Here is a 25,861-nt window from a genome sequence, read left to right as displayed (position 1 = left end):
TATAAAATACACACAACACAATCAATAATGGGGTGAATATGACCTTTTCTCTTGTACGTCGCCAGTTGGTGATGGGCGTGATGGCCGTGGCGCTGGTCGCGGGCGTCAACGTTAAAACCTTCGCAGCTGAAAATCTGCTGAATAAAATTAAAGAGCGCGGCACGCTGCTGGTGGGACTGGAAGGTACCTATCCGCCGTTCAGCTTCCAGGATGAGAACGGCAAGCTGACCGGCTTTGAAGCGGAGTTCGCGCAACAACTGGCGCAGCACATGGGCGTTAAGGCCAGCCTGAAACCAACCAAGTGGGACGGCATGCTGGCCTCGCTGGATGCGAAACGGATTGATGTGGTGATTAACCAGGTCACCATCTCTGACGAGCGCAAGAAGAAGTATGACTTCTCTACGCCGTATACCATCTCGGGCATTCAGGCGCTGACCATGAAAGCCAACGCCGGTAGCATCACCAAACCGGAGGATCTGGCAGGTAAAAAGGTCGGCGTCGGTCTGGGTACCAACTACGAACAGTGGCTGCGTGAGAACGTGAAGGGCGTTGATGTCCGTACCTATGATGATGACCCGACCAAATATCAGGATCTGCGTTCTGGCCGTCTGAACGCCATTCTGGTGGACCGCCTGGCAGCACTGGATCTGGTGAAGAAAACCGGCGATACCATGGCCGTAGCAGGCAACGCTTTCTCCCGTCAGGAGTCTGGCGTGGCGGTGCGTAAAGGCAATGACGATCTGCTGAAAGCGATTGACCAGGCTATTGCAGAGATGCAGAAAGATGGCTCACTGAGCAAGCTGTCTGAAAAATGGTTTGGCGCGGACGTGACTAAATAATGCAGGAAAGTCTTCAACTGGTGCTGGATTCAGCACCATTTTTATTAAAAGGCGCGCTGTTTACGCTGCAACTCAGCATCGGCGGAATGTTCTTCGGCCTGGTGCTGGGGTTCATTCTGGCACTGATGCGGCTGTCACGCTTCTGGCCGGTTAGCTGGCTGTCGCGGATCTACGTTTCGATCTTCCGCGGTACGCCGCTGATCGCCCAGCTGTTTATGATCTACTACGGCTTACCGCAGTTTGGTATCGAGCTGGATCCGATTCCCTCCGCCATGATTGGCCTGTCGCTGAATACCGCGGCTTATGCGTCGGAATCACTGCGTGGCGCGATCTCGGCGATTGAGCGCGGCCAATGGGAAGCGGCGGCCAGTATTGGCATGACGCGCTGGCAAACGCTGCGCCGGGTGATACTGCCGCAGGCGGCACGGACCGCGCTGCCGCCGCTGGGTAACAGCTTTATCAGTCTGGTAAAAGATACCTCGCTGGCGGCGACCATCCAGGTGCCGGAGCTGTTCCGTCAGGCGCAGCTGATCACCTCGCGTACGCTGGAAGTGTTCACCATGTATCTTGCTGCCTCGCTGATTTACTGGGTGATGGCGACGGTGCTGTCCGCCCTGCAGAACCGGCTGGAGCAGCATGTTAATCGTCAGGATCAGGAGTCGAAATGAGTGCCATCGAAGTCAGAAAGCTGGTGAAATCCTTCAATGGCCAGACGGTGCTGCATGGCATCGATCTCGACGTAGCGGCAGGCGAAGTGGTGGCGATTATCGGTCCCAGCGGTTCGGGTAAAACCACGCTGCTGCGCAGTATCAACCTGCTGGAAGTGCCGGACAGCGGCACCATCCGGGTGGGGGATATTACCGTTGATGCGGCGCTGGCGCAGAGTAAACAGAAAGAGCAGGTGCGTCGTCTGCGCCAGCAGGTTGGCTTTGTCTTCCAGAACTTCAATCTGTTTCCCCACCGTTCGGTGATGGAGAACATTATTGAAGGGCCGGTAATCGTCAAGCGCGAAGCCAAAGCGGACGCGGTGGCACGTGCCCGTGAGTTGATGGAGAAAGTCGGACTGCATGGCAAAGAGCAGAGTTACCCGCGCCGTTTGTCAGGCGGTCAGCAGCAGCGGGTGGCCATCGCCCGGGCGCTGGCAATGCGGCCGGAGGTGATTCTGTTTGATGAACCGACCTCGGCGCTGGATCCGGAACTGGTTGGCGAGGTGCTTAACACCATCCGCGCCCTGGCCGAAGAGAAACGCACCATGGTTATCGTCACGCATGAGATGAGCTTTGCCCGCGACGTGGCTGACCGCGCTATTTTTATGGACCAGGGCCGCATTGTGGAGCAGGGCGAGGCGAAAGCGTTGTTCAGTAACCCGCAACAGCCGCGAACCCGTCAGTTCCTCGACAAATTTCTGAGTCAGTAACGCCGCAGCCTTCCTTCGGGAAGGCTGCGTTAACCTGTTTAAATAACGCTGTTTTTCCGTAAAATAACCCTGCTGCTAAGGGGATATTCGCGCTGAAAGTCATCGCTATCATATATTTTAAAATCTCCGTTAAACCTTTTGGCACATCTGACAAAACTTTTCTGTTCATCGTTTATTACATGGCTTTTAGAGTTGCCACTTTCTCTTATTTAAACCGTGGTGACTCTCCAGTAATATTATCTTTTTCACCGCAATAAGGGTAAATAAAGCCGCTGCCTGGCTATTTATTGATAAGTGTAAGGAAACGTTCAACTCGGTAAATAACTGTAGCATCAGGACCACGCCGCATTTTTTAAGACTTTCGCTACATTCACCACCGGTTCAATGACGAATAATCGCTGGATAACCATAAAAGCAATACTGATTTCCTCGCTTTTACTTTTCAGCATTCTGACCTACACAGCAGGAGTCATTGAATGAACAACACCAAGCCAGAGCAAATAATGTGGGTGAATACCCTGAAAGGGGGCTGTATATTACTGGTGGTCCTGTACCACACGGTGCTGCCGGGTTTTGAAGGGACGCTGAAATATCTTTCTGCCGGATGGCTACCCGCTGAAATATGGGTGCAGTTTAATACGGTCCTGTCACCGTTACGTATGCCGGCGTTTTTCTTTGTTTCAGGCCTGCTGGCGACCAACGGTATTATTAATCGACCATGGAAGCAGGTATTTACCAGCCGGATCACCAATCTCTTTTATCTCTATATTTTGTGGGGCTTTATTCAGTGGTGGTCGATTCTCGGCATCTCCACCGAAATTACCGGTCAGCGTATTTCCCAGAATCTGAATGCAGCCTATGCGGGTTCGCTATTAGAATTTCTTAAGCTAACGTTTATGGCCATGAGCACCTCATGGTATCTGTACGGGCTTGGTCTCTATTTCCTCTGCGCCAAAGTTTTTCGCCAATATAAACTGGTGCTGATGGTGGCGGCGATTGTGCTGAACTATCTGGCGGTGGAGAAAATTATTCCCTACTGGGGACCACAAAGCCTGGCGCAATATTTCCTGTTCTTCCTGCTGGGCGCTTTCTGGAGTCAGACTATGCTGCGCCTCAGCGAATGGCGGCGTGAAAACCTGATGCCGTGGGCCGTACTGGCGGCGCTGGCGGGCATTCACGTTATTTTCGGGCTGGATAATAGCCTGTTCATGTGCATTCTGGCGGTGCTGTTCAGTATCGCGGCCTGTCGCTGGCTGAATCAGCATTTCAGTATGCGCTATATGAACTGGATCGGCCGCAATACGTTGCAGATTTATGTGATACACCGCATTTTCATTGAGTTTTTCGGCATGTCAGCGATTCTGTTTGCCCAGCGTCACCATCTGTTTAATCAGGCGTGGTTTTCGTTCCTCTGGGCCTGTTTCTATCCGGTGGCGATTGTCGGGATCTGTTCGCTCTGCTCGGTGGCGCTCTGGTCGCTGACCAACCGCGGATTGGGACAGTCGCTGTTTATATTCCCGACGCTGATGAAGCGGGAGCGAGCCAGTGAGGTTTCGTGAGTGCGCTTAGCAGGGGGCTGCCGGGGCAGGGTAGTCGCCCTCGGTATGGGCGGGTTACGTTTGCTGCGGGCTGACATAGAGTAATGTTGCGCTTGCTGCGGACTGACATTGAGTAAGGTTACGCCCGCCGGGCGGTAGGGAGTTTCAGGTTGCCTGAGCAGGCGGACGCGTTAAGGGGCGGACGCCCGCCCCTTAACAATCCCGGCGTCCGGCGGCCTGCGCGCCCCGCATAGCGGGGTCCCTTCGTCACTCCCTGCGGCCGACGGACCGGCCGGACGCGCCTTCCGTGGCGCGATCCGTCCTTTCGCCGACTTCCTGTCGGCTCTCCTGGCCTCCGTTCATTCCTCAGCGCTGCGGACGCCTCTGGTAAAACCCTTGTCTGTAGTCTCTCTTTCTTGTTACAGGGCTTAGTGTCGTCTGGTGGCTGGTGGATTACGCCTGGCGGCGGTGCGCTTTGTAGCAGGGGGCGCGCTGTGCAGAGTGACATCAGGCTGGTCTGGCATAAAGCAGGGTTTCACATGGCTGTGGGCTGACACTGAGCAGGTTACGCCCGCCGGGCGATGGGGAGTTTCAGGTTGCCTGAGCAGGCGGTCGCGTCAAGGGGCGGACGCCCGCCCCTTAACAATCCCGGCGTCCGGCGGCCTGCGCGCCACGCTCCGCGCGGTCCCTTCGTCACTCCCTGCGGCCGACGGACCGGCCGGACGCGCCATCCCTGGCACGATCCGTCCTTTCGCCGACCTCCTGTCGGCTCTCCTGGCCTCCGGTTGTTCCTCAGCGCTGCGGACGCCTCTCACAAACCTCCACCTGTAATTATTTTTTCATTTCGCTGTTGCCGTGCTGTCTGATGGCCCGTTGCAAAGACAAACCTCAATATTTACCGGGATGACGAACCCAACTTGAAAAAGACGAAACAACCGCTGCAATTTACAAAGCCGCGCTGTCTGCCGACCCGATAGAAAAGATAATTCCAAAAACCCACAGCGATAAAATACCTAACATAAAAAAAGAGATAACAGCGGGTGGGTTGAATAACATTTTGTCTGCTGAGCCGAAAGCCAGAGGCAATCCCAAAAACCGACAGCGATAAAGTACCCGTCATAAAAAAAGAAATAACAGCGAGGGGTTGGGAGGCCATCTGAAGCGCTGAGCCGATGAGGGATTTCAGGACGAGCGACAGGGAGGTCGCGAAGAGGCGGGATCGTGCCAGGGATGGCGCGTCCCGCCGGTCCGTTAGAAATCCGGAAGAGGCGAAGGGACCGCGAAACGGCGGTGAAGCAGGCCGGAGCCCGGGGTCAAGGGGGCGCGGCGACTGGCGCCCTCTTGTCGGTCGCCGGCAGCGGCGAAGCTGAAACTGCCACAGCCGGCTGGCGAACGACATCTGCTCACAGCCCGCTCGCGCAGCGAACACCTTTGGCAAACCCGTCTGTGGTTTCTTAAATTCTGGCAGGATAAGTGTTGTCTGATGGCAGGGATTACATCTGGTGGCTGTATGGATACTTTCCTTTTCTGACGGCTAACGGTCCTGAACGCAGAAAAACGCTGAAAGTAATGTTACTCGGGCATTACAGCGACGAAGTACCAAACAAAGGAAAAAAAGAAATAACAGCGAGGGGTTGGGAGGCCATCTGAAGCGCTGAGCCGATGAGGGATTTCAGGACGAGCGACAGGGAGGTCGCGAAGAGGCGGGATCGTGCCAGGGATGGCGCGTCCCGCCGGTCCGTGAGAAATCCGGAAGAGGCGAAGGGACCGCGAAGCGGCGGTGAAGCAGGCCGGAGCCCGGGGTCAAGGGGGCGCGGCGACTGGCGGCCCCTTGTCGGTCGCCGGCAGCGGCGAAACTGAAACTGCCACAGCCAGCCAGCGAACGAAACCCTCTCAGCCCCGTTCGCGCAGCGAACCCCCAAACCTCACCGGCCAGCGAACGAAACCCTCTCAGCCCCGTTCGCGCAGCGAACCTCAAAACCTCACCGGCTGGCGAACGAAACCTTCTCAGCCCCGTTCGCACAGCGAATCTCAAAACCTCACCGGCCAGCGAACGAAACCCTCTCAGCCCCGTTCGCGCAGCGAACCTCAAAACCTCACCAGCCGGCGAACGAAACCTTCTCAGCCCCCGTTCGCGCAGCGAACCCCAAAACCTCACCGGCCAGCGAACGAAACCTTCTCAGCCCCCGTTCGCGCAGCGAACCCCCAAACCTCATCGGCCAGCGAACGAAACCTTCTCCCAGCCCCGTTCGCGCAGCGAACCTCAAACCCCTACCGGAAAGGCGGCTCATTAAACGTCCGCAATTTACGCGAATGCAGCTTATCGCCTTCGGCACGCAGCAACTCAACCGCGTGAATACCGATCTGCAGATGCTCCGAAATAGCACCTTCATAGAAACGGTTGGCCTGGCCCGGCAGCTTAATCTCACCGTGCAGTGGCTTATCCGAGACGCAGAGCAGGGTGCCGTAAGGGACGCGGAAGCGATAACCCTGCGCCGCGATGGTGGCGCTCTCCATATCGACCGCCACCGCGCGACTCAGGTTGAAGCGCAGTGCCGAGGCTGAATAGCGCAACTCCCAGTTGCGGTCGTCGGTGGTGACGACGGTGCCGGTACGCAGGCGCTGTTTTACCTCTTCACCCGGCATGCCGCTCACCGTCTTGGTGGCGTCATACAAGGCGCGCTGCACTTCCGCAATGCTCGGCACCGGGATATCCGGCGGCAGCACGCTGTCGAGAACGTGATCGTCGCGCAGATAAGCGTGCGCCAGCACATAGTCACCAATCCGCTGGCTCTCGCGCAAGCCACCACAGTGACCAATCATCAGCCAGGCGTGCGGGCGCATCACCGCCAGATGATCGCAGATGGTTTTGGCATTCGACGGGCCGACGCCGATATTGATCAGCGTAATGCCGCGGCGGTCAGGCGAGGTGAGATGCCAGGCGGGCATCTGATGCTTCTTCCAGGCGAGGTCGGAAAGCATCGACTCGCTGTTGGCGGTATCGGCCGTCAGCACCACGTCACCGGCGCAGGCCAGGCTGTCATACGGCGTGTTGGGATCGCGTACCTGCTCAATCGCCCAGCGCACGAACTCGTCAACATACCGGGTGTAGTTGGTGAACAGCACAAACGGCTGGAAATGATCGACGGCAGTGCCGGTGTAGTGACGCAGACGGGCCAGTGAGAAGTCGGTTCTCAGCGCGTCGAAGTGCGACAGCGGAAAGCGCGCGTCGGCATGGAACAGGCCATCAGCGGTCTCATCGCCAATCTGCGACAGTTCGGTGGTCGGGAAGTGACGGGCGATACCGGCGCTCATGGTGCGATCCAGCGACAGATCGGAACCGTCAATCACGTAAGGATAGGGGATCTCCTGGCTGGAAGGCCCGACTTCGATCTCCAGCCGATACTCTTTCTCCAGCATCGCCAGTTGTTCAGCAATATAGTGCCGCAGCAGCGCAGGGCGGGTAATGGTAGTGCTGTAGCTGCCGGTGTGGGTAAAACGTCCCCATGCACGGGTGCGGTTCTGCTGAGGCCCTTCGCCGTGCCAGCTAATACGCAACTCAGGGTAAACAAACAATCCCTGTGCGCGTTCGGCCGCATCCGGCAGCGAGCCATCCTCGGTGAAGGCTTTGATTGCCGTGCGCAGCGCATCGACCGCGCCCTCATACAGGCGCTCAAGTTCATCCAGCGCTTGCTGGCTGGTCAGGTTTTTCCGTTGTGTCGGCATGGTTTCTCCTTCCATTTGTTACCGCGTTTTGCCCAAGCTTAGCGGGTTTGTTGCAGAGATTGGTGAAGAATCTGTGATCGACCGCATTTTGCACCAACCTGGTGCTGGTGTGTTGGCCGCGTCGCTCTATTGTTAGTGATCGGTGACCCTCACTAACGTGGCAGGTCGCCTTCACCCGCCGTGCGGATTATTTTCACAGCCGCAGGTTTTATGGCGAGATTATTGCTTAAATCTTCCGTGGCGCGGCTGGCCGCACCCGGTAATACCACTCTCCACTCTCTGTTCAGAAACTGATTTCTCCTGATTGGCATTGGCTCTTAACCCTGTTGAGGATGACCGCATGTCTGTGAAAGTGATCAAGTTCCCTATCAAGCTCGTCATGGCCGGATGTTTAATGACCGCGTTATCGGCACACGCCGATATTAAAATTGGCGTCGCCGGACCTTTCTCCGGTCCGAATGCCACCTATGGTGCGCAGTACTGGAAAGGTGCCTCGCAGGCTGCGGCGGATATCAACGCGGCGGGCGGCATTAACGGCGAGAAAATTGTGCTGGTTCAGGGCGATGATGCCTGTGAACCGAAGCAGGCGGTGTCAGTCGCGAACCGACTGGTGGATCAGGACAAAGTGAATGCGGTGGTCGGTCACTTCTGTTCTTCCTCCACTATGCCTGCCTCAGAGGTGTATGACGAAGCAGGCGTACTGGCGATTACGCCAGGCTCCACCAATCCTAAAATTACCGAGCGGGGCATGAAAACTCTGTTCCGCATGTGTGGACGTGATGACCAGCAGGGTGCGATTGCCGCGGATTTCATCCTCGACAAACTGAAGGCGAAGAAAGTCGTGGTGATCCACGACAAAGATACCTACGGCCAGGGGCTGGCAGATGCCACCAAAGCCGCACTGGAGAAACGCGGCGTCAAGGAGGCGATGTATGAAGGTTTATCGCGCGGCGAGAAAGATTTTAACGCGCTGGTGACCAAAATCGGCCAGTTAAAACCCGACGTGGTCTACTTCGGCGGCTGCCACCCGGAAGCAGGGCCGCTGGTGCGTCAGATGCGTGAGCAGGGAGTGAAAGCGGACTTCTTCTCCGGTGACTGCATCGTGACCGAAGAGATGGTGACCGCCGCCGGCGGGCCGCAATACACCAAAGGGGTTTATATGACCTTTGGCAACGATCCACGCCAGATTGCCGATGGCAAAGCGGTGATTGAAAAATTCCGTGCCGGCGGCTTCGAACCTGAAGGCTATACCCTTTACGCCTATGCCTCGATTCAGGCGATTGCCGCTGCCTACAAAGGCGCCGGCAAGGATAACGAAAAAGCCAGCGAATGGCTCAAAGCCAATAGCGTTGATACCGTGATGAGCAAAAAGTCCTGGGATAGCAAAGGGGATTTAAAAGTCTCTGACTACGTGGTGTATCAGTGGGATGACAAAGGAAAATATCATCAGCTCTGAGTAAACCGCCAGGCTGTAATCCCCCGCGATTACAGCCTGAAACAGTCGGGCGACAGCCGGGGGACGCGGCAACGCGTCACTCAGGCATACCTTTTCCGGAGCCGGTGCGACGGGCTCCCGCAGTGAGACTTTTGCTATGGATGCCTTCTTTTTACAGCAAATGGTGAATGGCCTGACGCTGGGTGCAGTTTACGGCCTGATCGCCATTGGCTATACCATGGTTTACGGCATTATCGGCATGATCAACTTCGCCCACGGCGAGGTTTATATGCTGTCCGCCTATCTGTGCGCCATCGGTCTGGCGCTGCTCTCCGCGTTCGGTATTCACTCTTTTCCACTGCTGATCTTCGGAACGCTGCTGTTCACCATCGTTATTACCGCCGTTTATGGCTGGACCATTGAGCGCATCGCCTATCGTCCGCTGCGCAACTCCACCCGGCTGGCACCGCTGATCTCCGCCATCGGCATGTCACTGATCCTGCAAAACTATGTGCAGCTCAGCCAGGGGCCCAACCAGCAGGGCGTGCCCACGCTGCTGAGCGGCGTATTGCGGCTGGAGCTGGCAAGCGGCGTGGTGCAGATTACCTGGACCAAAGTATTCATCCTGCTGGCGGCGGCCTGCGGCATGGCGCTGCTGACCTGGATTATCCAGTACACCCGGCTGGGACGCATTTGTCGGGCGGTGCAGCAGGATCGGCGGATGGCGGCGATCCTCGGGATTAATACCGATCGGGTTATTTCCCTGGTGTTTATGATTGGCGCGTCGATGGCTGGTCTGGCCGGCGTGCTGGTGACGATGAACTACGGCACCTTCGATTTTTACGCCGGATTCATTATTGGCATCAAAGCGTTCACCGCGGCGGTGCTGGGTGGTATCGGTTCGCTGCCGGGCGCGATGCTGGGCGGCCTGCTGCTCGGCGTGGCGGAGGCGCAGTTCGCCGGGCTGGTGAATTCCGATTACAAAGATGTGTTCTCCTTCGCGTTACTGGTGGTGATCTTAATCTTCCGCCCGCAGGGATTACTGGGTCGCCCGCTGGTGGCAAAAGTGTGAGGACGCTGAGATGAATCAAACCAATCAGGGAGTGAATGTGGCCGAGGCGCTGCGGGAAACGGTGCTGGCCGGGTTAATCGCACTGGTGGTATTTGGCCCGATCGTTGGCATTGTGCTGGAGGGCTACCAGTTCCGCTTACAACCGCTGCGGGTGGCGGTGCTGGTGGGCATTGTGATGGCGGGTCGCCTGCTGTTCAGCCTGTTTCTGCAAACCCGCAGTGGTAAAGCACTGCTGCGCAAGTTTGACGGCGAAGGTGGCGGGGTGTACGTTCGTGAACCCGGTTATCGCTCCCGGCTGCGCTGGATCCTCCCGCTGCTGCTGATCGCCGCCTGTCTGTTCCCGCTGTTTTCAACCAAATATCTGCTGACGGTGGCCATACTCGGGCTGATTTATGTGCTGCTCGGCCTCGGGCTGAACATCGTGGTCGGACTGGCCGGATTGCTGGACCTGGGTTACGTGGCGTTTTATGCCATCGGTGCTTATGGCCTGGCGTTAGGCTATCAATATCTTGGACTGGGATTCTGGAGCATGCTGCCGATTGCGGCGCTGATGGCGGCCTGTGCCGGGGCGCTGCTGGGATTTCCGGTACTGCGAATGCACGGCGACTACCTGGCCATTGTGACGCTTGGCTTTGGTGAGATTATCCGGCTGGTGCTGAATAACTGGCTGTCGTTTACCGGTGGACCGAATGGCGTATCGGTGCCGGCACCGACCTTTCTCGGGCTGGAGTTTGGCCGCCGTGCGCGCGAAGGCGGCGTGCCGTTCCACGAGTTTTTCCACCTTAGCTATAACCCCAACATGAAGTTTATCTTCATCTACACGGTGCTGGTATTGGTGGTGCTGCTGGTGCTGTATATCAAGCATCGCCTGACGCGTATGCCGATCGGCCGGGCCTGGGAAGCGTTACGTGAAGATGAGATCGCCTGTCGGGCGATGGGGCTGAATCACGTGCTGGTCAAGCTGTCGGCCTTTATGCTGGGGGCATCGACGGCCGGTATCGCCGGCGTCTTCTTCGCCAGCTATCAGGGATTCGTCAATCCTACTTCGTTCACCTTCTTTGAGTCCGCGCTGATCCTGGCGATTGTGGTGCTGGGTGGCATGGGATCGACGCTGGGGGTGGTACTGGCGGCCTTTGTGCTGACCGTGGCACCGGAACTGCTGCGCAGTTTTGCCGAATATCGCGTGCTGCTGTATGGCATGCTGATGGTGCTGATGATGATCTGGCGACCGCGTGGACTGGTGCGCACCAGCCGGGTCGGTGTCCCGCTGCGTCAGGGAGCCCGCCATGAGTGATGCCATTTTGCAGGTCGAAAAGCTGATGATGCGCTTCGGCGGTATCCGGGCGCTAAACGAGGTCAGCCTTAAGGTTGAACGCGGATCGGTCACCGCCTTAATCGGGCCGAACGGTGCCGGTAAAACTACCGTGTTTAACTGTCTGACCGGCTTTTATCGCGCCAGCGGGGGGCGAATACAGCTCAACGCCAACCAGCGGTCGACCGATGTGATTCAGGTGCTGGGCGAAAAAATTCACGCCGCTGACTGGCTTAATCCGGCTCAGCTCGGGTCCCGCCTCTGGTACAAAATGTTTGGCGGTGCGCACCTGGTTAACCGTGCCGGACTGGCGCGCACCTTCCAGAATATCCGGCTGTTTCGTGAGATGTCGGTGATTGAGAACCTGCTGGTGGCGCAGCACATGCTGGTGAACCGTAACCTGCTGGCGGGGGTGTTCAATACCCGCAGCTACCGGGCAGCGGAAAACCGCGCGCTCGATCGCGCTTTCTACTGGCTGGAAACGGTGGACCTGGCGACCAGCGCCAACCGGCTGGCCGGGACGCTCTCTTACGGCCAGCAGCGGCGACTGGAAATTGCGCGAGCCATGTGTACCCAGCCGGAATTGATCTGTCTGGATGAGCCCGCAGCCGGGCTGAATCCGGTGGAAACCGAGGCGCTCAGTGCCATTCTGCATCGTCTGCGCGCCGATCACCGCATCAGCGTACTGCTGATTGAGCACGATATGCCGATGGTGATGAGTATCTCCGATCACATTGTGGTGCTGGACCACGGCGAAGTTATTGCCGAGGGCACGCCGCAGCAAATTCGCCACGATCCACGGGTGATTGCTGCGTATCTCGGCAGCGATGACGAGGAGGAGCAAAACCATGGCTGAGCCGCTGTTGCAGTTCGAGGCAGTCGATCTGTTTTATGGCCCGTTACAGGCGCTGAAAAGCGTCTCGCTGACGGTCAATGCGGGTGAGACAGTGGCGCTGATTGGGGCCAACGGCGCGGGTAAATCGAGCCTGCTGATGTCGATTTTTGGTCAGCCGCGCATCGCCAGCGGGGAAATCTATTTTCGCGGTCAGCCGATCAGCCAGAAGTCGACCCATTTTATTGCAGCCAGTGGCATCGCTCAGGCACCGGAGGGACGCCGTATCTTCGCCGACATGACCGTGGAGGAGAATTTGCAGATGGGCACCATTGCCATCGGCAATCGTTATCAGAAAGAGGATCTGGCGCGGATGTACAGCCTGTTTCCGCGCCTGCTGGAGCGGCGTCGGCAGCGTGCGATGACGCTCTCCGGCGGTGAGCAGCAGATGCTGGCGATTGCCCGCGCGCTGATGAGCCGGCCAGCGCTGCTGCTGCTGGACGAACCCAGCCTCGGCCTGGCGCCGATTGTGGTTAAGCAAATCTTCACTATTCTGCGCGAGCTGACGGCGCAGGGGATGACGCTGTTTCTGGTGGAGCAGAATGCGCGCCATGCGCTGAAGCTGGCCAATCGCGGTTATGTGATGGTGAATGGCGAAATTCGCTTAAGCGGCAGCGGGGCAGAACTGCTGAACAATGAAGAGGTTCGTAGTGCTTATCTGGGCGGCGCAGCAGCGCCTGCCGTCGGCGGAATAAAAAGTTTGTAACGATGATTAATTTGGGCAGGAAAGACTTTGCATATTTCTCTGCCCACTATCATCATTAGATCTCCTGTCCCGACTCTTCTGATTTGGTAATCCTTTGCAAAATCCCGGCGTAGCAGTGATGCAGGCGATCAAGCGCACGGCGTGGTATCCGAAACGTCGCGCTTACCGCACGCTCTACTGGCGTGAGATATCGCCATTAGCAGTGCCTATCTTTTTCGAGAACGCCTGTGTGTTACTGATGGGCGTGTTGAGCACCTTCCTGGTCAGTTGGCTGGGGAAAGAGGCGATGGCGGGCGTAGGCCTGGCAGACAGCTTCAATATGGTGATCATCTCCTTTTTTGCCGCCATCGACCTCGGCACCACGGTGGTGGTGGCGTTCAGCCTGGCAAAACGCAACGGCAAACGCGCCCGTGCCGCCACGCGACAGTCGCTGGGGATGATGACGGTGCTGTCGTTTGTGCTGGTCATCGCTATCGAGTTCTGGGGGCATCTGATCATCGATGCGATAGCCGGTGCCGCCGATCCCAAAGTGAAAGAGCTGGCGCTGAGCTATCTGCAGACCTCGGCCTGGAGCTATCCGGCGGCGGCCATCACCCTGATCGGCAGCGGCGCGCTGCGGGGTGCAGGCAATACCAAAATTCCGATGCTGATTAACGGCGGGATGAACATCCTCAACATCATCATCAGTAGCGTGTTGATTTACGGCTGCTTCTCCTGGGATGGCTTAGGCTTTATCGGGGCCGGACTGGGGCTGACCATCACCCGCTATATCGGGGCGATTGCGGTGATCTACGTGCTGATGATTGGCTTCAATGCCTCGCTGAAGATTACCCTGTCGAGCTATTTCCGGCGCTGGAACAGCAGCATTCTGATGGAGGTACTGGGCATCGGCGTGCCTGCCAGTATCGAGTCGGTGCTGTTCAACGGCGGGAAATTGCTGACCCAGGTGTTCGTCGCCGGAATGGGTACCAGTGAGATCGCCGGTAACTTCATCGCCTTTTCCATCGCCTCACTGATTAACCTGCCGGGCAATGCGCTCGGTTCGTCGTCGACCATCATTACCGGCACCCGACTGGGTAAGAATCAGGTGTTTCAGGCGGAGCGGCAGGTGCGGCACGTGTTCTGGCTGGCGACGATTTGTCTGACCGCGATGGCGTTGCTGACGGTGCCGCTGGCCGGTTTGCTGGCGCGCTTTTACACCAGCGATCCGGAAGTGATTAACGTCACGAAACAGCTGATCTGGCTTAACGCGCTGTTTATGCCGCTGTGGGCCGCCTCGTGGGTGCTGCCTGCCGGTCTGAAGGGCGCGCGCGATGCACGCTACACCATGTACGTTTCGATGTTCAGCATGTGGGGCGCGCGCGTGGTGGCCGGTTATCTGCTCGGCATTGAGCTGGGAATGGGCGTCATCGGCGTCTGGCTGGGGATGTTTCTCGACTGGACGGTACGCGGCGTCTTTTTCTGGTGGCGACTCAACAGCGGCAAATGGCTGAATAACTACCGCCGGATGATCGCCAAATCAGGATAGTGCAGCCGATAACGCCTTCCCTTGAGCCGGGGAAGGCGTTACGGCGAGCTGCCCCATCGTCAAAAACCCCATCCCCGTCACATCTCCAGGCTTCTGAGTCAATCTTCAGTCAATTGCACAAAGCCAGCCGGCATTTCCGCCGTTAGCGTTACTCTCCTGCCGACTGAAGCAGATAATAATAACGATGCTAAAGGTGACCCTATGATCTGTCTCAAACCGGCGCTGGCCTTGCTGCCGCTGCTGTGCAGTAGTCCGCTGTGGGCGACAAGCTATGTTTATGTTTCGAACGCCGACTCCGGCACCGTTTCCCGCTATCACCTCAACGACACCACCGGCAGCCTGCAGTGGCGCGGCGATACGCCAGCCGGTAAAAAGATTATGCCGCTGGCTGCCAGCCCGGATGGCAAGCGGCTGTATGGCGCGCTGCGCAGCCCGCCTTATTCGATCATCAGCTGGCGGGTGATGTCACGGCAGGGCGACCTGCAGCGGCTGGCGGTAACGCCGGTTGAAGCCAGTTTTCCGTGGATCACCACCGAAAAAAGCGGGCACTACCTGCTCGCCGCCTCGTATGACAGTGATATCGTTACCAGCAACCGAATCGATGCACAGGGCGTGGTGACACCGCAGGTGACCGGCCGGGTTAAGACCGGACCGCATGCCCATTCGGTGATCACTGATGTCAGCAACCATTCGCTTTACGTCGGTAACCTCGGCGCCGATCGGGTGCTGCAATATCGCTTCGCAGACAATGGCGCTATCACCCCAATCGGTACCGGCTATGTTCAGGGCGAGAAAAACAGCGGCGCGCGCCATTCGGTGATCTCCCCGGATAACCGCTTCCTGTATAACCTGGCTGAGATGAGCGGCACCATTACCCAGTACAGGCGCGCGGCCGATGGATCACTGAGTGAGCTGAAGCGCTGGCCGAATGCGGTTGCCGGGAAATATGGCCTGCAGCATGGCGAACAGCGTCCGGCGGGCTACAGCGATCCGACGCCGCGCATCTGGGCAGCGGACATTAAAATCACGCCCGACGGCCGGTTTCTGTATGTCACCGAGCGGACTTCCAGCACGGTGAGCGGCTATCAGGTCGATCCGGCGTCCGGGGCACTGACGCTGATCGGCAGCTGGCGGGTTGAAAAGCAGCCACGCAGTATTGCGATTGATGCCAGCGGAAAATGGCTGATTGCCAGCGGCGAGAAGAGTGCGGTGATCGGCAGTTATGCCATCGATGCGGCCACTGGCGAACTCAGGCGGGTGGCGGAAGCGCCCGTCGGCAAAGGGGCTAACTGGGTCACCTTAATTGCCGGCTAAAGCGACGGCCGGGCGGAAGGTATAGTTAATTTCTGGCATAGCAGCGCAGAAATTTTTGGTTCAGTTTACGCGCCAGAGCGGGTTTACTCGTCTCATCAACCCTGACGGAGCGCATACCATGAAACAGAAACTGAAAGCCTGGTTTGAACAACTGCTGAGCGGATCGGCGCCGGTTGCGGCGGAACGCGATATCAACATTGAATTGCTGTTTCCCCTCAGCCAGCTTTACGGCATGGAATATTATCCGGCGCTGCATCGCTACCATGAAAAATAATCCCTGTTGTACTTTAATCGCCTAAAGGCCCGCCATTCTGCGCGGGCCTTTTTGTTATTTGCGGCTTTCACTTTTATCAAAAATTTTGCGCCTGAAGGCCGGTGTCGGGAAACGTGAAAAACCCGTCGCGGCGGAACCGGTGCCACAAGCGGCGGGCCGGGATAGAATAAAAGAGGACAAGCGCAGTGCCAAAACAGAGACGCCACGCCTGCCTCTGAGCTATCAGGCCGTGGTATTAATGTTGCGGCCAATTGCCGGATTCGCCGGTAACGCGGGGATGGCCTGGAGAATGCTGGCGGCGGCTGCCTGTTGATTATCCAGCGTCTTCTTCAGTAATACGGTGTTCACCTGACTGTGCAGATCCATGCTGGCGAGACCGCTAGCCAGCGAGGTAATTTGCGATACATCCATCTTGCACTCCTGTTGTGAAAACATGAGGGAACGGGTCACGGCTCATCGACAGAGCCTGACAGCATTATCGGCAACGGCGGAGAAAACCTGAGCCGGAGAGGGGGGGCGGGCCGGGTGAAAGGAGGCAAACGGAAGGGGTTACTTGCTGGCCAGTCGCCGTTATGAAATTGAAGTATCTAAACAACGAGCATAAAGGTTGAATCCGCTGGTTAACTGCAGCGAAGAGGTGTTGATATGCTGCCACTTCTGCAACTGAACCCGTTCACCCGGCTACCGGTTGTTACTCCCGTTACCCACAGCGGAAAGATTGATGATATCGCGGGTTGTACCGTTTCGCCGGAAAGTATATGCATCAAAACAACAGGGTGTTATTCACGGGCACTCACCCAGAGTCATTGTATTAAAGGCCGGAGTGTATCTCTGAAATAATGGTCAATCAGGTTCTGGCCAGGCTAAATGCGATATTGAGCCCTGACGTTAGGGTAGTCGTATCGTGGTATCAGGACGCTGAAGTAAAAAGCCTGCTCGGGGGCAGGCTTTTCTGTTACAGGCGAGGGCATGTAAGTTTCTGATTCCCTAATAGATATCACCCGATTTTTAACCGCTCCCTGAGCTCACACACCAGCGCCGAATCATCCAGCTCCGCGCTGATTTCATGGCGAATAGCGTTACTGAACTGCTCGCTACGCTCACAGCCATCATGATAACCGTGTGAGAGCCAGTTCCAGCTACCCAGCACAATATAGCGGCCGTCGATCATCAGCACTTTTTCGTGTGTTCCTTCAGGCAAGCGTATGACATTGTCCCGGCCAAGCTGTTCCCGGTATTCAGCAACCAGCGTTTCGTCATTATCATCAGGACGTTCGAGGCGCTGATGATAATAGCCGTAGTAGACTTTCACCTTGACCCCCCGTTGCTGCGTTGCCACCAGCTGTGCCAGCTCTGGTCGCTGATAACGCTTGCCCCCACGACGGATCCACGGGGTTATGATAATCATCTCTTGTTCACTCTGTGCTGCCAGGGCACTAAACGCGGCAATATGTTCACAATCACGATAATAACGATTCAATCGGGGTGTCTGACTCAGGTTGGCAAAATCCGGATGCTGGCTACCCTGTTCAAGCAGAAAATCTTCAGCAACACTGTCGGCAAGCACTTTCAGATAGCCACCGGCCTGCCGTAATCGATGAAAGTTGCCGACCACGATAAATTGTTGCTTCGCGCGGGAAACGACGACATTCAGCATATTTGGTTTGTTGTTCTGAAAACCTGGGTTATCAAGAGGATGGAAAATAACCGGGCTATAAATAATCACTTCAAAACCCACACCCTGAAATTGATGTACGGTACCGATACAGTTTTTTTCCCAGTGGCCCATGCGTTCGGCAAGACGTTTAATCAGTAATGACTTTTGGTTAGCGTAGGGAGTCACAATACCTATATCGGCAGAGAGATTGTATCCCGCTTCTTCCAGCTTATTCAGCAGTTGCTCAATAGCATCAACTTCATTGAGGTTGGTGTTAACCATGTCCCCTTTTTGCCCTTCGACGCTATAGAACATGAGAGGGTGGCCGCCAGATTTCTCAAAGGCGCTGGCGATGCGTTCAGAAGGAGGGGCGGTTTCCACGCTGACGCCGTGATAGCCCGCCAGCCTGATAAAGAGGTCAGCGATAGGTTTCTGGCAGCGACGATGTTCATCAAGAATGATGCCGTTGCCGGTGTCCTCACCTCTGCCTGACAGCGTACCTGCCGCACGGTGCCAGCCAGTCACGGTCGCAGGGGAGACTCGTTCGTAGAGTGAATTATCACCGGCAAAGTGCTGTTGCCGAAGCTGCAATTGAATGTTCTCTGATAAGTTGCGGATTGGCTCTATTTGTAGCGGATCGCCAACGATCATCGCTTTTTCGCTACGGCTGAGCAAAGGCACCAGCGACTCCAGCGATATCATTCCTGCTTCATCACACAGGGCCAGATGCCAGGGTTTGTGGCCTTTAAGTTCACTGAGTTTGCGATAGCCGGCAACTTTCCAGGCAGAAACCAGCGTGGTGGCCATGACCGGATATACCAGAGAGAGGGCTCGATAGAAGTCATCCAGTTTATCGAGCCAGCGATAATAGCCCGCGCTTTGTTGACCGCTAAGCAGTGCGCGCCAGTGGGTCAACACCTCTTCAAGTTCACTTTTCCGCTTGAGTTGCTCCTGCCACAGATAACCGATAGCGGCTTCAAACATTTGCCGATGTTCACGGATAAAACGCTGACGCAAAATGTCACACCAGTTCCCCTCCGGATACTGTCGCTGGTGCTGCGCCATAACCTGTTGCGCGTGAAGGACCTGTTGCCATTGTGCCTGACACCCTGAGATCTCAGCCGCGAGAGTTTCAAGTCCGGTTTCCTGTTCAGCGTCAGGTTCGTCATGCAGTAGTTGTTGCAGAAGGGCCAGATTATCCGTTTGTTGTGCCAGTAACTCACCGGCATCTGCGAGTGCTGCCCGTTGTGGATGAGTGAGAGAAGAAAGTCCAAAAGAGTGAAAGTCTTCCGGGACTGCCTGATTCATTTGCGCTAATCGTGCTGTATATCTGCCCTCAAAGAAGCGGGCGAAGTGCCGCATTAAACCTTTGCGCGGATAGTCGCGGTAATGCTTTTCCAGTGCCGGACGCAGGGGAGAATCTATCCAGCTCAGTATCTGCTCCAGCTCTTGCTGGTGGGGCCACGTGGCTTTTAAGGTCTGATGAAGACGTGTTGCCTGCTGACGCTGCGCTTTTATCTCGCGAATTTCCTGCAGACGTAGCGTAATAAGGTGAGCCAGCTTGTTCAGTGCGTCAGGGCTATGCAATGAAATTTCAATGCCCAGCCTCTGCGCATCAGCGGCGAGAGGAGGAAGTTTGTCCAGCAAAAGCGGGGTAAGCGCGTCAGCGTTTGTGGTACCCAGCGCGCAGTCGGTGATGGCCTGTAGCGCAGCAGCGTTGCTGCGCAGATAGGCTCGATAGCATGAATCCAGCGTGCTGCGATGGTTAAGCAGAATGGCTAAGTAATTTTTCTGAACCTGCTCATCGTAGCTTTGCTGCCGCCATTGGCTTATAAGGCGTTCTGCACGCGTAAGCTCCCGCTGTACCTGCTCGTTCGAACCGCTATGGAACCAGAGCCAGTCCAGATCCTGGGTTACGGGATCGCCGCGTAGATCATCAATGATGTTTTCTACAGCCTTGATGGCGGTAGAGGTGACCAGCATACCGAGATTCTGATCGTTTCCATCGGCAATCGCCAGCGCCCGGGAAACCAGTTGTTGAGCAATCAGTGATTTAAATAAGGTTGTTTTCCCGGTCCCTGGCGCGCCCTGAACGGCAATAAGACGTTCATCCTGATTGATGGCCTGGATTGCCATCATCTGCCCATGGCCAAGTGGGTATTGTGATTCGAATAAACCGCTGGTGACGACATCATAGACATCTGGTGCATTCTCCTCATCGTGAACATGATTAAGGTAGCGCTCCAGTAAAGGAAAATCGTCGCCAGCATGATCGCTAAGCCAGGCAAAATCTTCCTCGTCTCGCTTGAGGTTGTAATCTTCATTATGAAGTGGAGCGACAAGGGCGTTGAAGGCAGTTTCCAGCACGCGTTGCTGGCGGTTTGGTCGCTCGCTGATCCAGACCTGAAGAGCCATAAAAGCGTCAATGAACGTTTCATACTTGCAACCTGTCAGCGCGCTGACAATGCTCATCATGTGTCGGTTTTCGCCTAGTTCATCCAGCTGAATACCAAACAATTCACGAAACGCAAAAGGAAAGGCGCTAACCAGTTGCCCATCTTTAACCGGAATCGATAAAGACGAACTCTCACTTTCAAAAAATGATTTGGGAAGCGGAAACGAGAACAGCGGGAGGTATTTTGCGTTAGTTTTGCCGCGTTCTTTTTCTACACAACGGATCACCGGGAAAAGCAAATTGACGCGTTCAATATGGGTTATCTTGCCCCCCTCGTCATGCTTAACGAAGCGTTTGAGCCAGTTTTGCCTCATCTCTGTGGGGATCGTCAGCATTACACCATTTTGACTTTCTGAGCAGTTCGTTTCGCTCAACATGATTTGTTGATATTCGTGCACCTGGCTAGCGGGAATCTTGCTTTTTTCTGCACCGCCAAGTCGTAAATAGTCTTGCCATGCAGAAAGGATGTTTTTAGAGGTGTCGTTCATTATGTTAGCTGCACCGTATCGGTCCGTGACATCGGAATGGGACAGCCAGAATAGCATACGCCTACAGGGATGATACAAACTGCTAACTTGAAAATATCTCTATAAGAAAGGCGCTGTTCAGGCTGCTGGAGGACAGCTGAAAGATAACATCTCGTTCAGGTTTGCCTGCCCGGGCTGGTCAAATTTCGCATCTCTGACTGAACGTGAACTTTTCCATCGTCTCTCGGCGAGCTTTACCGCTGTATACTCACCCAACGCAACAGATCTGTTTTACCGTTGAGCTAAAATCGATCACGCCACGTCTTTCTGCTATTGGGTTTTACTTCGGGATAAAGGTTATTGAAATTATTGAGCCATTAAAGCTTTTATTCAGGTGTTGCCGCGCGGCGTTGAACATAAGTGCCTTGGTATATTTGTTATACCCTAATCGTAATAAATTTAAATGAAGACAGAAAAGAGTCGTAATCATCTTTGTACTCAATTTTAGCTGCACTTTTAGCTGCATTATCACGATGACTGAATGAGCAACTTCCGCTTTTGGCAGTAAACTGCCGTAGACGATCTTACGAGTCTGCAGCGACCGATGCAGCCGTGACTTTGTCTCACCGCATGCTAATCAGGTAATGTGGTGGCGCGCAGTTAATATTTTCTGTTCCTCACCACTTGTTCCTCAAGCCCGGCTTTTGCTAGTCTATGCGGCTGGACTGCTTCCAGCCGCATTAGCATTGCCGGTTAAGGAGTTTCCATGTCGCCTTTCAACAAACATCGTCCCTTCATTTCTCTTTCTCGTCGTCAGCGCCGTAAAAAAGTCATCGAGCTTAAAAACCGTATCTATCGAGAACGTCATCGCTGTGGCGGAATGTTCTATGATGATTGCGATATCCAACACTACCAGAATAACCCCGACTCTATTTGGGCATGGAGTGATATCTATTTTGTCGGCCGCGATCCTGCCGATCTCTGGAATGCTGAAATCATCACGGCTAAGTTGATGTTTCAGGATGCGGTGCATCATCGCGCATTCAATGAAGCCTGGGCGATGCTCAGTCAGCAGCAACAGGAAGAAGAGGTGCGATATGAAACAACCCCCAATGTGAATAGCAAAGGCAAAATCGTTAGCCATACCTTGGTGCACCAGGAAAAACAGGCCTATGCGATTTTTAGCGGGCTAACGTTTTGGCAGTTTATTGAGAAGCGTGAGCGGGAAATAGCGCAAGATGAACCGCCGGAAGTGTGTTGTGGTTATCAGTTGCTGCCGGGCTTCGCTTATGGGCATGGGTTACGGATGGTTGTTAATGCAGAGGCGCTGAGTGTGCCTGTTATTGAGGCGGCGATTGAGGATTTTTTGAAAAGGATGCGGGACGTGGCTTAGGGGACAGCGATTTATAGGCGGGAGGATTTAAGAAGCGGGTATTATTACATCAGGGAATAGCAGGGAGATAAACTTTTCCATCCTCCCTTTCTTATACCTTAATCATAATAAGTTTACTTGAAGACGGAAAAGAGACGTTATCATCTGTGTACTCAATTTCAGCTGCACTTTTAGCTGCATTCTCACGATATTGTTTGATAAGCCATGAAATGAAAAAACCCACGCAATTGCGTGGGTTTTATATGTTATTCAGGTGTCATGAGATTAAGTAAAATCTCATGAGGCAAGCAAATCAGACGTTAAACAGGAAGTTCATCACATCGCCATCTTTCACGATGTACTCTTTCCCTTCTGAACGCATCTTGCCGGCTTCTTTCGCACCTTGCTCACCTTTGTAGGCGATAAAGTCTTCAAAGGCGATAGTCTGGGCGCGGATAAAGCCTTTCTCGAAGTCGGTATGAATCTTACCGGCTGCCTGTGGAGCAGTCGCGCCAACCGGGATGGTCCAGGCACGCACTTCTTTTACGCCTGCGGTGAAGTAGGTCTGCAGGTTCAGCAGGGAGTAACCGGCACGGATCACGCGGTTCAGGCCCGGCTCTTCCAGTCCCAGTTCCGCCATGAACTCGTCACGATCTTCATCTTCCAGCTCAGCGATATCTGATTCAACGGCGGCGCACACGGGTACCACCACAGAACCTTCTGCTTCGGCAATGGCACGCACCTGATCCAGATATGGGTTGTTCTCAAAACCGTCTTCATTGACGTTGGCGATGTACATGGTCGGCTTCAGCGTCAGGAAGCTCAGATAGCGAATCGCCGCTTTCTCATCAGCATCCAGATCCAGCGAACGCAGCATACCGGCTTCAGACAGATGCGGCAGGCACTTCTCCAGCGCGGCCAGCTCGGCTTTAGCGTCTTTATCGCCGCCTTTGGCTTTCTTCTGCACGCGCTGAATCGCACGTTCACAGGTATCGAGATCGGACAGCGCCAGTTCGGTGTTGATCACGTCAATATCTTCAGCCGGGTTAACTTTGCCCGCAACGTGAATGATGTTGTCGTTCTCAAAGCAGCGGACCACATGGCCGATCGCTTCGGTTTCACGGATGTTGGTCAGGAACTGGTTACCCAGACCTTCACCTTTTGACGCGCCCTTTACCAGACCGGCGATGTCGACAAATTCCATGGTAGTCGGCACCACGCGCTGCGGTTTAACAATCTCAGACAGCTGGTCGAGACGCAGGTCAGGCATCGGCACCACGCCAGTGTTGGGCTCAATGGTGCAGAAGGGGAAGTTAGCCGCTTCGATACCCGCTTTAGTCAGCGCGTTGAACAGAGTGGATTTACCGACGTTCGGCAGGCCCACGATACCGCATTTGAATCCCATGGTTTGATACCCTTTATAACTGGATGGACAGCTCGCCCGGCGGCGGACTGTCGGAGACGAAATGAAAAATTTCGCGCATTATACACAGAATCGCGACGATTCGGGCGATTAAGCAGGCTTGAAAGCGTGCAGCCGGTTCATCGCCTTGATGCGATCCTCTTTCAGCCACAGTTCAGTGCAGCGCGCCGCTTCATCAATGGCATCATCAATCAGCTTCTGCTCGCTGGCGGGCGGTTTACCCAGCACAAAACGGGTCACCTTATTGCGATCGCCAGGATGGCCGATTCCGATGCGCAGACGGTGAAAATTGTTGTTGTTGCCCAGTTTACTGATGATGTCCTTCAGCCCGTTGTGGCCACCGTGTCCGCCGCCTTGCTTAAACTTCGCCACGCCCGGCGGCAAATCGAGTTCATCGTGCGCCACCAGAATCTCTTCCGGCGCAATGCGATAGAAGGTCGCCATTGCGGCCACTGCTTTACCGCTCAGGTTCATAAAGGTGGTCGGCACCAGCAAGCGCACATCTTCTCCGGCGATCGCCAGTCGGGCGGTATAGCCGAAGAATTTGCCTTCTTCTTTCAGTGACTGATTGTGGCGCTCGGCCAGTAAATCCAGATACCAGGCACCGGCATTGTGGCGCGTGGCGGCATATTCAGCGCCTGGATTGGCAAGGCCCACAATCAGTTTAATGCTGCTCACAATGAATATCCTGCTGTTATTGCCAAAGGGCGTTAGTTTACTTCGGCTCAGGCGAGATGACAAAGCGCATAGGACTAAATTGATTCAGGCCGGTGATTAATCATTTTTCATCTAAATCAACAAGCTGCCCACAGATCCAGCCTGAAGTTTATACCGGTTGTGTGATCCGTCCCGCAACGTCGCCGTCAGCCATTGCCTAAACTTATGGCAACTTAACATTGTGTGCGGTTTTACATTGGCTCATAAGGATGGAGGTGCAGGATGAAACATCAACATTGTCGCGTAGCGGGTAATAGTTTGATGGTACTGGGATTACTCACCATGGTGCTGGGCGTCGGCTATTCCATTATTAATCAGCTGCCTTCGCTTCATCTGCCACAGTTTCTGGCGCACGGCGCGATGTTCAGCATTTTTATTGGCGCGCTGCTGTGGTTAGTGGGTGCACGCGTTAGCGGGCGAGAAAAAGTGGAAGACCGTTATTACTGGCTGCGTCATTACGACAAACGCTGCCGCCGGTCGCATCACACCCACCACTAAATGATCAGCGCCGGTACCGGCTGCTGTTCCGTGCGGTTTCTGCCGCTGGCTTTGGCGCGATAAAGCGCCTCATCTGCCAGCGCCAGTAAATCCTCGAAGTTCTGATGGCGGTGGCTGGCAGTAGCAAATCCAATGCTGACCGTGTAGCCAACAGCACTGGGCTGTGACTGACAGACCGCCATGCGGATCGCTTCACACCACGCTTGCGCATCCTGCTCACCGAGCGCAACAATCGCGGCAAACTCCTCTCCGCCCAGCCGGGCAAAACGTCCCTCAGGCGGCATCAATCCACTGACCAGGCGGCAAAAGTCGATCAGAACCAGGTCGCCCTGATGATGGCCAAACCGGTCATTAATCGTTTTGAAGTGGTCCAGATCGAACAGCACGGCGCTGAAAGGGCGGTTATGACGACGGCAATGCACCACCATTTTTTCCGCCTCACTAAACAGTGCCCGCCGGTTCCAGACGCTGGTCAGCGGATCGTGCAGCGATGCGTATTTATAGGCAATCTGGGTACGTTCATTGACCATCGCCAGAATAGTGAAGGTCAGGCCGATGACAAACAGAATCGACTCCAGAATTACGAACACCGAAAAGCCTGAACCGCCAATCGCACCGTGCAGCCGGGTCGGTATCGCATTGTCCAGCCAGATGCGCACCAGATGAAACAGCAGATGGATCCACAGCAGCAGCTGCGCGGGCCAGAAGGTGACTTTCAGCGCGTCGCGCGCCAGCCATAACAGCTGGATCAGCGCCGCAGTGTAGGCAATACAGGCGATGCACAGCACCAGTACCCGCCTGGGCAAGCTGTGATAGAAGCTCGGGAAACAGCAGAGGATCGCCCACAGTAAAGCGCCGAGTAGCCAGCCGGTGCCGATCTTTTTGCCGCAAAATAATCGAAAAGCATTCAGTAATCCGCCGTAGGCCAGCATCACCAGTACATTGCCGGCAGCAACCGGCAAAAACTGCAGGCCGCTGCTGCGCAGGCTGCTGAAAAATACCGCCACCAGGGTGAAAATCAGCGACAGACAGGTAAAACCCAGCACGCGATCGTATTGCGATCCCATCCAGGCAAATACCATGATGATGCTTAAAAATCCCAACACGTAAAGCTCACAAATAAATAAGGTATAGATATCCAGAGTCATGGTGGTTGGGATTGTTATGAAAAGTGCGCAGCAAATTATCACTTAAGCGTCTGGGGCAGAAGTGCGGAACG

General features: G+C 55.3%; 20 protein-coding genes and 1 pseudogene. 14 read left to right on the top strand and 7 right to left on the bottom strand.

Going from position 1 to position 25,861, the window contains the following annotated elements; genetic code table 11:
- The first annotated feature begins 38 nt into the window (after nucleotides 1-38).
- The 4 genes from tcyJ to ACLIBF_RS12670 all read left to right on the top strand — a co-directional run bounded on the left by tcyJ (nucleotide 39) and on the right by ACLIBF_RS12670 (nucleotide 3,815).
- Nucleotides 39-839 carry a cystine ABC transporter substrate-binding protein gene (gene tcyJ / locus ACLIBF_RS12685; RefSeq protein ID WP_031375099.1) on the top strand — a complete coding sequence of 267 codons (801 nt, stop codon included), beginning with the start codon at nucleotides 39-41 and terminating at the stop codon, nucleotides 837-839.
- Nucleotides 839-1,507 (top strand): cystine ABC transporter permease, encoded by a 669-nt coding sequence (gene tcyL / locus ACLIBF_RS12680; RefSeq protein WP_031375100.1) that lies wholly within the window; start codon nucleotides 839-841, stop codon nucleotides 1,505-1,507. Before tcyJ ends, tcyL begins: the two co-directional genes overlap by 1 nt.
- Nucleotides 1,504-2,256, top strand: a complete 753-nt coding sequence (tcyN, locus tag ACLIBF_RS12675; protein ID WP_448309911.1) for an L-cystine ABC transporter ATP-binding protein TcyN — start codon at nucleotides 1,504-1,506, stop codon at nucleotides 2,254-2,256. The genes tcyL and tcyN overlap by 4 nt, the downstream gene beginning before the upstream one ends.
- A gap of 476 nt (nucleotides 2,257-2,732) precedes the next feature.
- Nucleotides 2,733-3,815 carry an acyltransferase family protein gene (locus ACLIBF_RS12670; RefSeq protein ID WP_279811170.1) on the top strand — a complete coding sequence of 361 codons (1,083 nt, stop codon included), beginning with the start codon at nucleotides 2,733-2,735 and terminating at the stop codon, nucleotides 3,813-3,815.
- Between the two features lie 2,250 nt (nucleotides 3,816-6,065).
- Here ACLIBF_RS12670 and ACLIBF_RS12665 read toward each other — a convergent pair.
- Entirely contained in the window at nucleotides 6,066-7,520 is a 1,455-nt protein-coding gene (locus ACLIBF_RS12665; RefSeq protein ID WP_089561221.1) for an AMP nucleosidase, read from the bottom strand.
- A gap of 340 nt (nucleotides 7,521-7,860) precedes the next feature.
- On the opposite strand from ACLIBF_RS12665, the gene ACLIBF_RS12660 reads away from it, so the two are divergent.
- From ACLIBF_RS12660 to ACLIBF_RS12625, 8 genes are all read left to right on the top strand, one after another.
- Nucleotides 7,861-8,976 carry a branched-chain amino acid ABC transporter substrate-binding protein gene (locus ACLIBF_RS12660; RefSeq protein WP_279809965.1) on the top strand — a complete coding sequence of 372 codons (1,116 nt, stop codon included), beginning with the start codon at nucleotides 7,861-7,863 and terminating at the stop codon, nucleotides 8,974-8,976.
- Between the two features lie 136 nt (nucleotides 8,977-9,112).
- Nucleotides 9,113-10,027 (top strand): ABC transporter permease subunit, encoded by a 915-nt coding sequence (locus ACLIBF_RS12655; protein WP_046288247.1) that lies wholly within the window; start codon nucleotides 9,113-9,115, stop codon nucleotides 10,025-10,027.
- Between the two features lie 10 nt (nucleotides 10,028-10,037).
- Nucleotides 10,038-11,321: a high-affinity branched-chain amino acid ABC transporter permease LivM gene (gene livM / locus ACLIBF_RS12650; protein WP_279809966.1), complete on the top strand. Its 1,284-nt coding sequence runs from the start codon at nucleotides 10,038-10,040 to the stop codon at nucleotides 11,319-11,321.
- Nucleotides 11,314-12,195: an ABC transporter ATP-binding protein gene (locus ACLIBF_RS12645; RefSeq protein WP_069728192.1), complete on the top strand. Its 882-nt coding sequence runs from the start codon at nucleotides 11,314-11,316 to the stop codon at nucleotides 12,193-12,195. Before livM ends, ACLIBF_RS12645 begins: the two co-directional genes overlap by 8 nt.
- Nucleotides 12,188-12,937: an ABC transporter ATP-binding protein gene (locus tag ACLIBF_RS12640; protein WP_031377883.1), complete on the top strand. Its 750-nt coding sequence runs from the start codon at nucleotides 12,188-12,190 to the stop codon at nucleotides 12,935-12,937. The genes ACLIBF_RS12645 and ACLIBF_RS12640 overlap by 8 nt, the downstream gene beginning before the upstream one ends.
- A gap of 118 nt (nucleotides 12,938-13,055) precedes the next feature.
- The gene (locus ACLIBF_RS12635) at nucleotides 13,056-14,465 is read left to right on the top strand and encodes an EmmdR/YeeO family multidrug/toxin efflux MATE transporter (protein ID WP_031377882.1); all 1,410 of its coding nucleotides are present in this window, start codon (nucleotides 13,056-13,058) and stop codon (nucleotides 14,463-14,465) included.
- A 201-nt stretch (nucleotides 14,466-14,666) separates the two neighbouring features.
- On the top strand, nucleotides 14,667-15,779 hold the full coding sequence (locus ACLIBF_RS12630) for a lactonase family protein (RefSeq protein ID WP_279809968.1): 1,113 nt from the start codon (nucleotides 14,667-14,669) through the stop codon (nucleotides 15,777-15,779).
- A 118-nt stretch (nucleotides 15,780-15,897) separates the two neighbouring features.
- Nucleotides 15,898-16,053: a hypothetical protein gene (locus ACLIBF_RS12625; protein WP_162836813.1), complete on the top strand. Its 156-nt coding sequence runs from the start codon at nucleotides 15,898-15,900 to the stop codon at nucleotides 16,051-16,053.
- A gap of 222 nt (nucleotides 16,054-16,275) precedes the next feature.
- On the opposite strand, the gene ACLIBF_RS12620 is transcribed toward ACLIBF_RS12625, so the two are convergent.
- The 3 genes and pseudogenes from ACLIBF_RS12620 to ACLIBF_RS12610 all read right to left on the bottom strand — a co-directional run.
- Nucleotides 16,276-16,464, bottom strand: coding sequence for a YjfB family protein (locus tag ACLIBF_RS12620; protein ID WP_069728194.1), 189 nt, complete (start codon nucleotides 16,462-16,464; stop codon nucleotides 16,276-16,278).
- 586 nt (nucleotides 16,465-17,050) lie between these two features.
- On the bottom strand, nucleotides 17,051-20,653 hold the full coding sequence (locus ACLIBF_RS12615) for an AAA domain-containing protein (protein ID WP_279809969.1): 3,603 nt from the start codon (nucleotides 20,651-20,653) through the stop codon (nucleotides 17,051-17,053).
- A gap of 198 nt (nucleotides 20,654-20,851) precedes the next feature.
- A pseudogene (locus ACLIBF_RS12610) lies at nucleotides 20,852-21,006 on the bottom strand (tyrosine-type recombinase/integrase); the annotation flags it as partial.
- Nucleotides 21,007-21,398: 392 nt separating this feature from the next.
- On the opposite strand from ACLIBF_RS12610, the gene ACLIBF_RS12605 reads away from it, so the two are divergent.
- Nucleotides 21,399-22,025: a hypothetical protein gene (locus ACLIBF_RS12605; RefSeq protein WP_279809970.1), complete on the top strand. Its 627-nt coding sequence runs from the start codon at nucleotides 21,399-21,401 to the stop codon at nucleotides 22,023-22,025.
- A 292-nt stretch (nucleotides 22,026-22,317) separates the two neighbouring features.
- Here the strand turns inward: ACLIBF_RS12605 and ychF are convergent, their stop codons facing one another.
- Both ychF and pth read right to left on the bottom strand, forming a co-directional pair.
- Nucleotides 22,318-23,409, bottom strand: coding sequence for a redox-regulated ATPase YchF (gene ychF / locus ACLIBF_RS12600; RefSeq protein ID WP_031375312.1), 1,092 nt, complete (start codon nucleotides 23,407-23,409; stop codon nucleotides 22,318-22,320).
- A 108-nt stretch (nucleotides 23,410-23,517) separates the two neighbouring features.
- On the bottom strand, nucleotides 23,518-24,105 hold the full coding sequence (pth, locus tag ACLIBF_RS12595) for an aminoacyl-tRNA hydrolase (RefSeq protein WP_448309907.1): 588 nt from the start codon (nucleotides 24,103-24,105) through the stop codon (nucleotides 23,518-23,520).
- 261 nt (nucleotides 24,106-24,366) lie between these two features.
- On the opposite strand from pth, the gene ychH reads away from it, so the two are divergent.
- Nucleotides 24,367-24,642, top strand: coding sequence for a stress-induced protein YchH (ychH, locus tag ACLIBF_RS12590; RefSeq protein WP_031375314.1), 276 nt, complete (start codon nucleotides 24,367-24,369; stop codon nucleotides 24,640-24,642).
- Here the strand turns inward: ychH and ACLIBF_RS12585 are convergent.
- Complete coding sequence (locus ACLIBF_RS12585; RefSeq protein ID WP_069728196.1) at nucleotides 24,639-25,790, bottom strand: GGDEF domain-containing protein; 1,152 nt, start codon at nucleotides 25,788-25,790, stop codon at nucleotides 24,639-24,641. The two genes, ychH and ACLIBF_RS12585, sit on opposite strands and share 4 nt — an antisense overlap.
- Between the last annotated feature and the right edge of the window lie 71 nt (nucleotides 25,791-25,861).

The sequence above is a fragment of the Pantoea sp. PGP6 genome (genome assembly GCF_053474785.1).
This window is presented reverse-complemented; position numbering and strand designations above follow the sequence as displayed.

Bases quoted from the DNA above. Each gene is read 5' to 3' on its own strand.
- tcyJ (WP_031375099.1), top strand. From the start codon at position 39: ATGACCTTTTCTCTTGTACGTCGCCAGTTGGTGATGGGCGTGATGGCC.
- tcyL (WP_031375100.1), top strand. From the start codon at position 839: ATGCAGGAAAGTCTTCAACTGGTGCTGGATTCAGCACCATTTTTATTA.
- tcyN (WP_448309911.1), top strand. From the start codon at position 1,504: ATGAGTGCCATCGAAGTCAGAAAGCTGGTGAAATCCTTCAATGGCCAG.
- ACLIBF_RS12670 (WP_279811170.1), top strand. From the start codon at position 2,733: ATGAACAACACCAAGCCAGAGCAAATAATGTGGGTGAATACCCTGAAA.
- ACLIBF_RS12665 (WP_089561221.1), bottom strand. From the start codon at position 7,520: ATGCCGACACAACGGAAAAACCTGACCAGCCAGCAAGCGCTGGATGAA.
- ACLIBF_RS12660 (WP_279809965.1), top strand. From the start codon at position 7,861: ATGTCTGTGAAAGTGATCAAGTTCCCTATCAAGCTCGTCATGGCCGGA.
- ACLIBF_RS12655 (WP_046288247.1), top strand. From the start codon at position 9,113: ATGGATGCCTTCTTTTTACAGCAAATGGTGAATGGCCTGACGCTGGGT.
- livM (WP_279809966.1), top strand. From the start codon at position 10,038: ATGAATCAAACCAATCAGGGAGTGAATGTGGCCGAGGCGCTGCGGGAA.
- ACLIBF_RS12645 (WP_069728192.1), top strand. From the start codon at position 11,314: ATGAGTGATGCCATTTTGCAGGTCGAAAAGCTGATGATGCGCTTCGGC.
- ACLIBF_RS12640 (WP_031377883.1), top strand. From the start codon at position 12,188: ATGGCTGAGCCGCTGTTGCAGTTCGAGGCAGTCGATCTGTTTTATGGC.
- ACLIBF_RS12635 (WP_031377882.1), top strand. From the start codon at position 13,056: ATGCAGGCGATCAAGCGCACGGCGTGGTATCCGAAACGTCGCGCTTAC.
- ACLIBF_RS12630 (WP_279809968.1), top strand. From the start codon at position 14,667: ATGATCTGTCTCAAACCGGCGCTGGCCTTGCTGCCGCTGCTGTGCAGT.
- ACLIBF_RS12625 (WP_162836813.1), top strand. From the start codon at position 15,898: ATGAAACAGAAACTGAAAGCCTGGTTTGAACAACTGCTGAGCGGATCG.
- ACLIBF_RS12620 (WP_069728194.1), bottom strand. From the start codon at position 16,464: ATGGATGTATCGCAAATTACCTCGCTGGCTAGCGGTCTCGCCAGCATG.
- ACLIBF_RS12615 (WP_279809969.1), bottom strand. From the start codon at position 20,653: ATGAACGACACCTCTAAAAACATCCTTTCTGCATGGCAAGACTATTTA.
- ACLIBF_RS12605 (WP_279809970.1), top strand. From the start codon at position 21,399: ATGTCGCCTTTCAACAAACATCGTCCCTTCATTTCTCTTTCTCGTCGT.
- ychF (WP_031375312.1), bottom strand. From the start codon at position 23,409: ATGGGATTCAAATGCGGTATCGTGGGCCTGCCGAACGTCGGTAAATCC.
- ychH (WP_031375314.1), top strand. From the start codon at position 24,367: ATGAAACATCAACATTGTCGCGTAGCGGGTAATAGTTTGATGGTACTG.
- ACLIBF_RS12585 (WP_069728196.1), bottom strand. From the start codon at position 25,790: ATGACTCTGGATATCTATACCTTATTTATTTGTGAGCTTTACGTGTTG.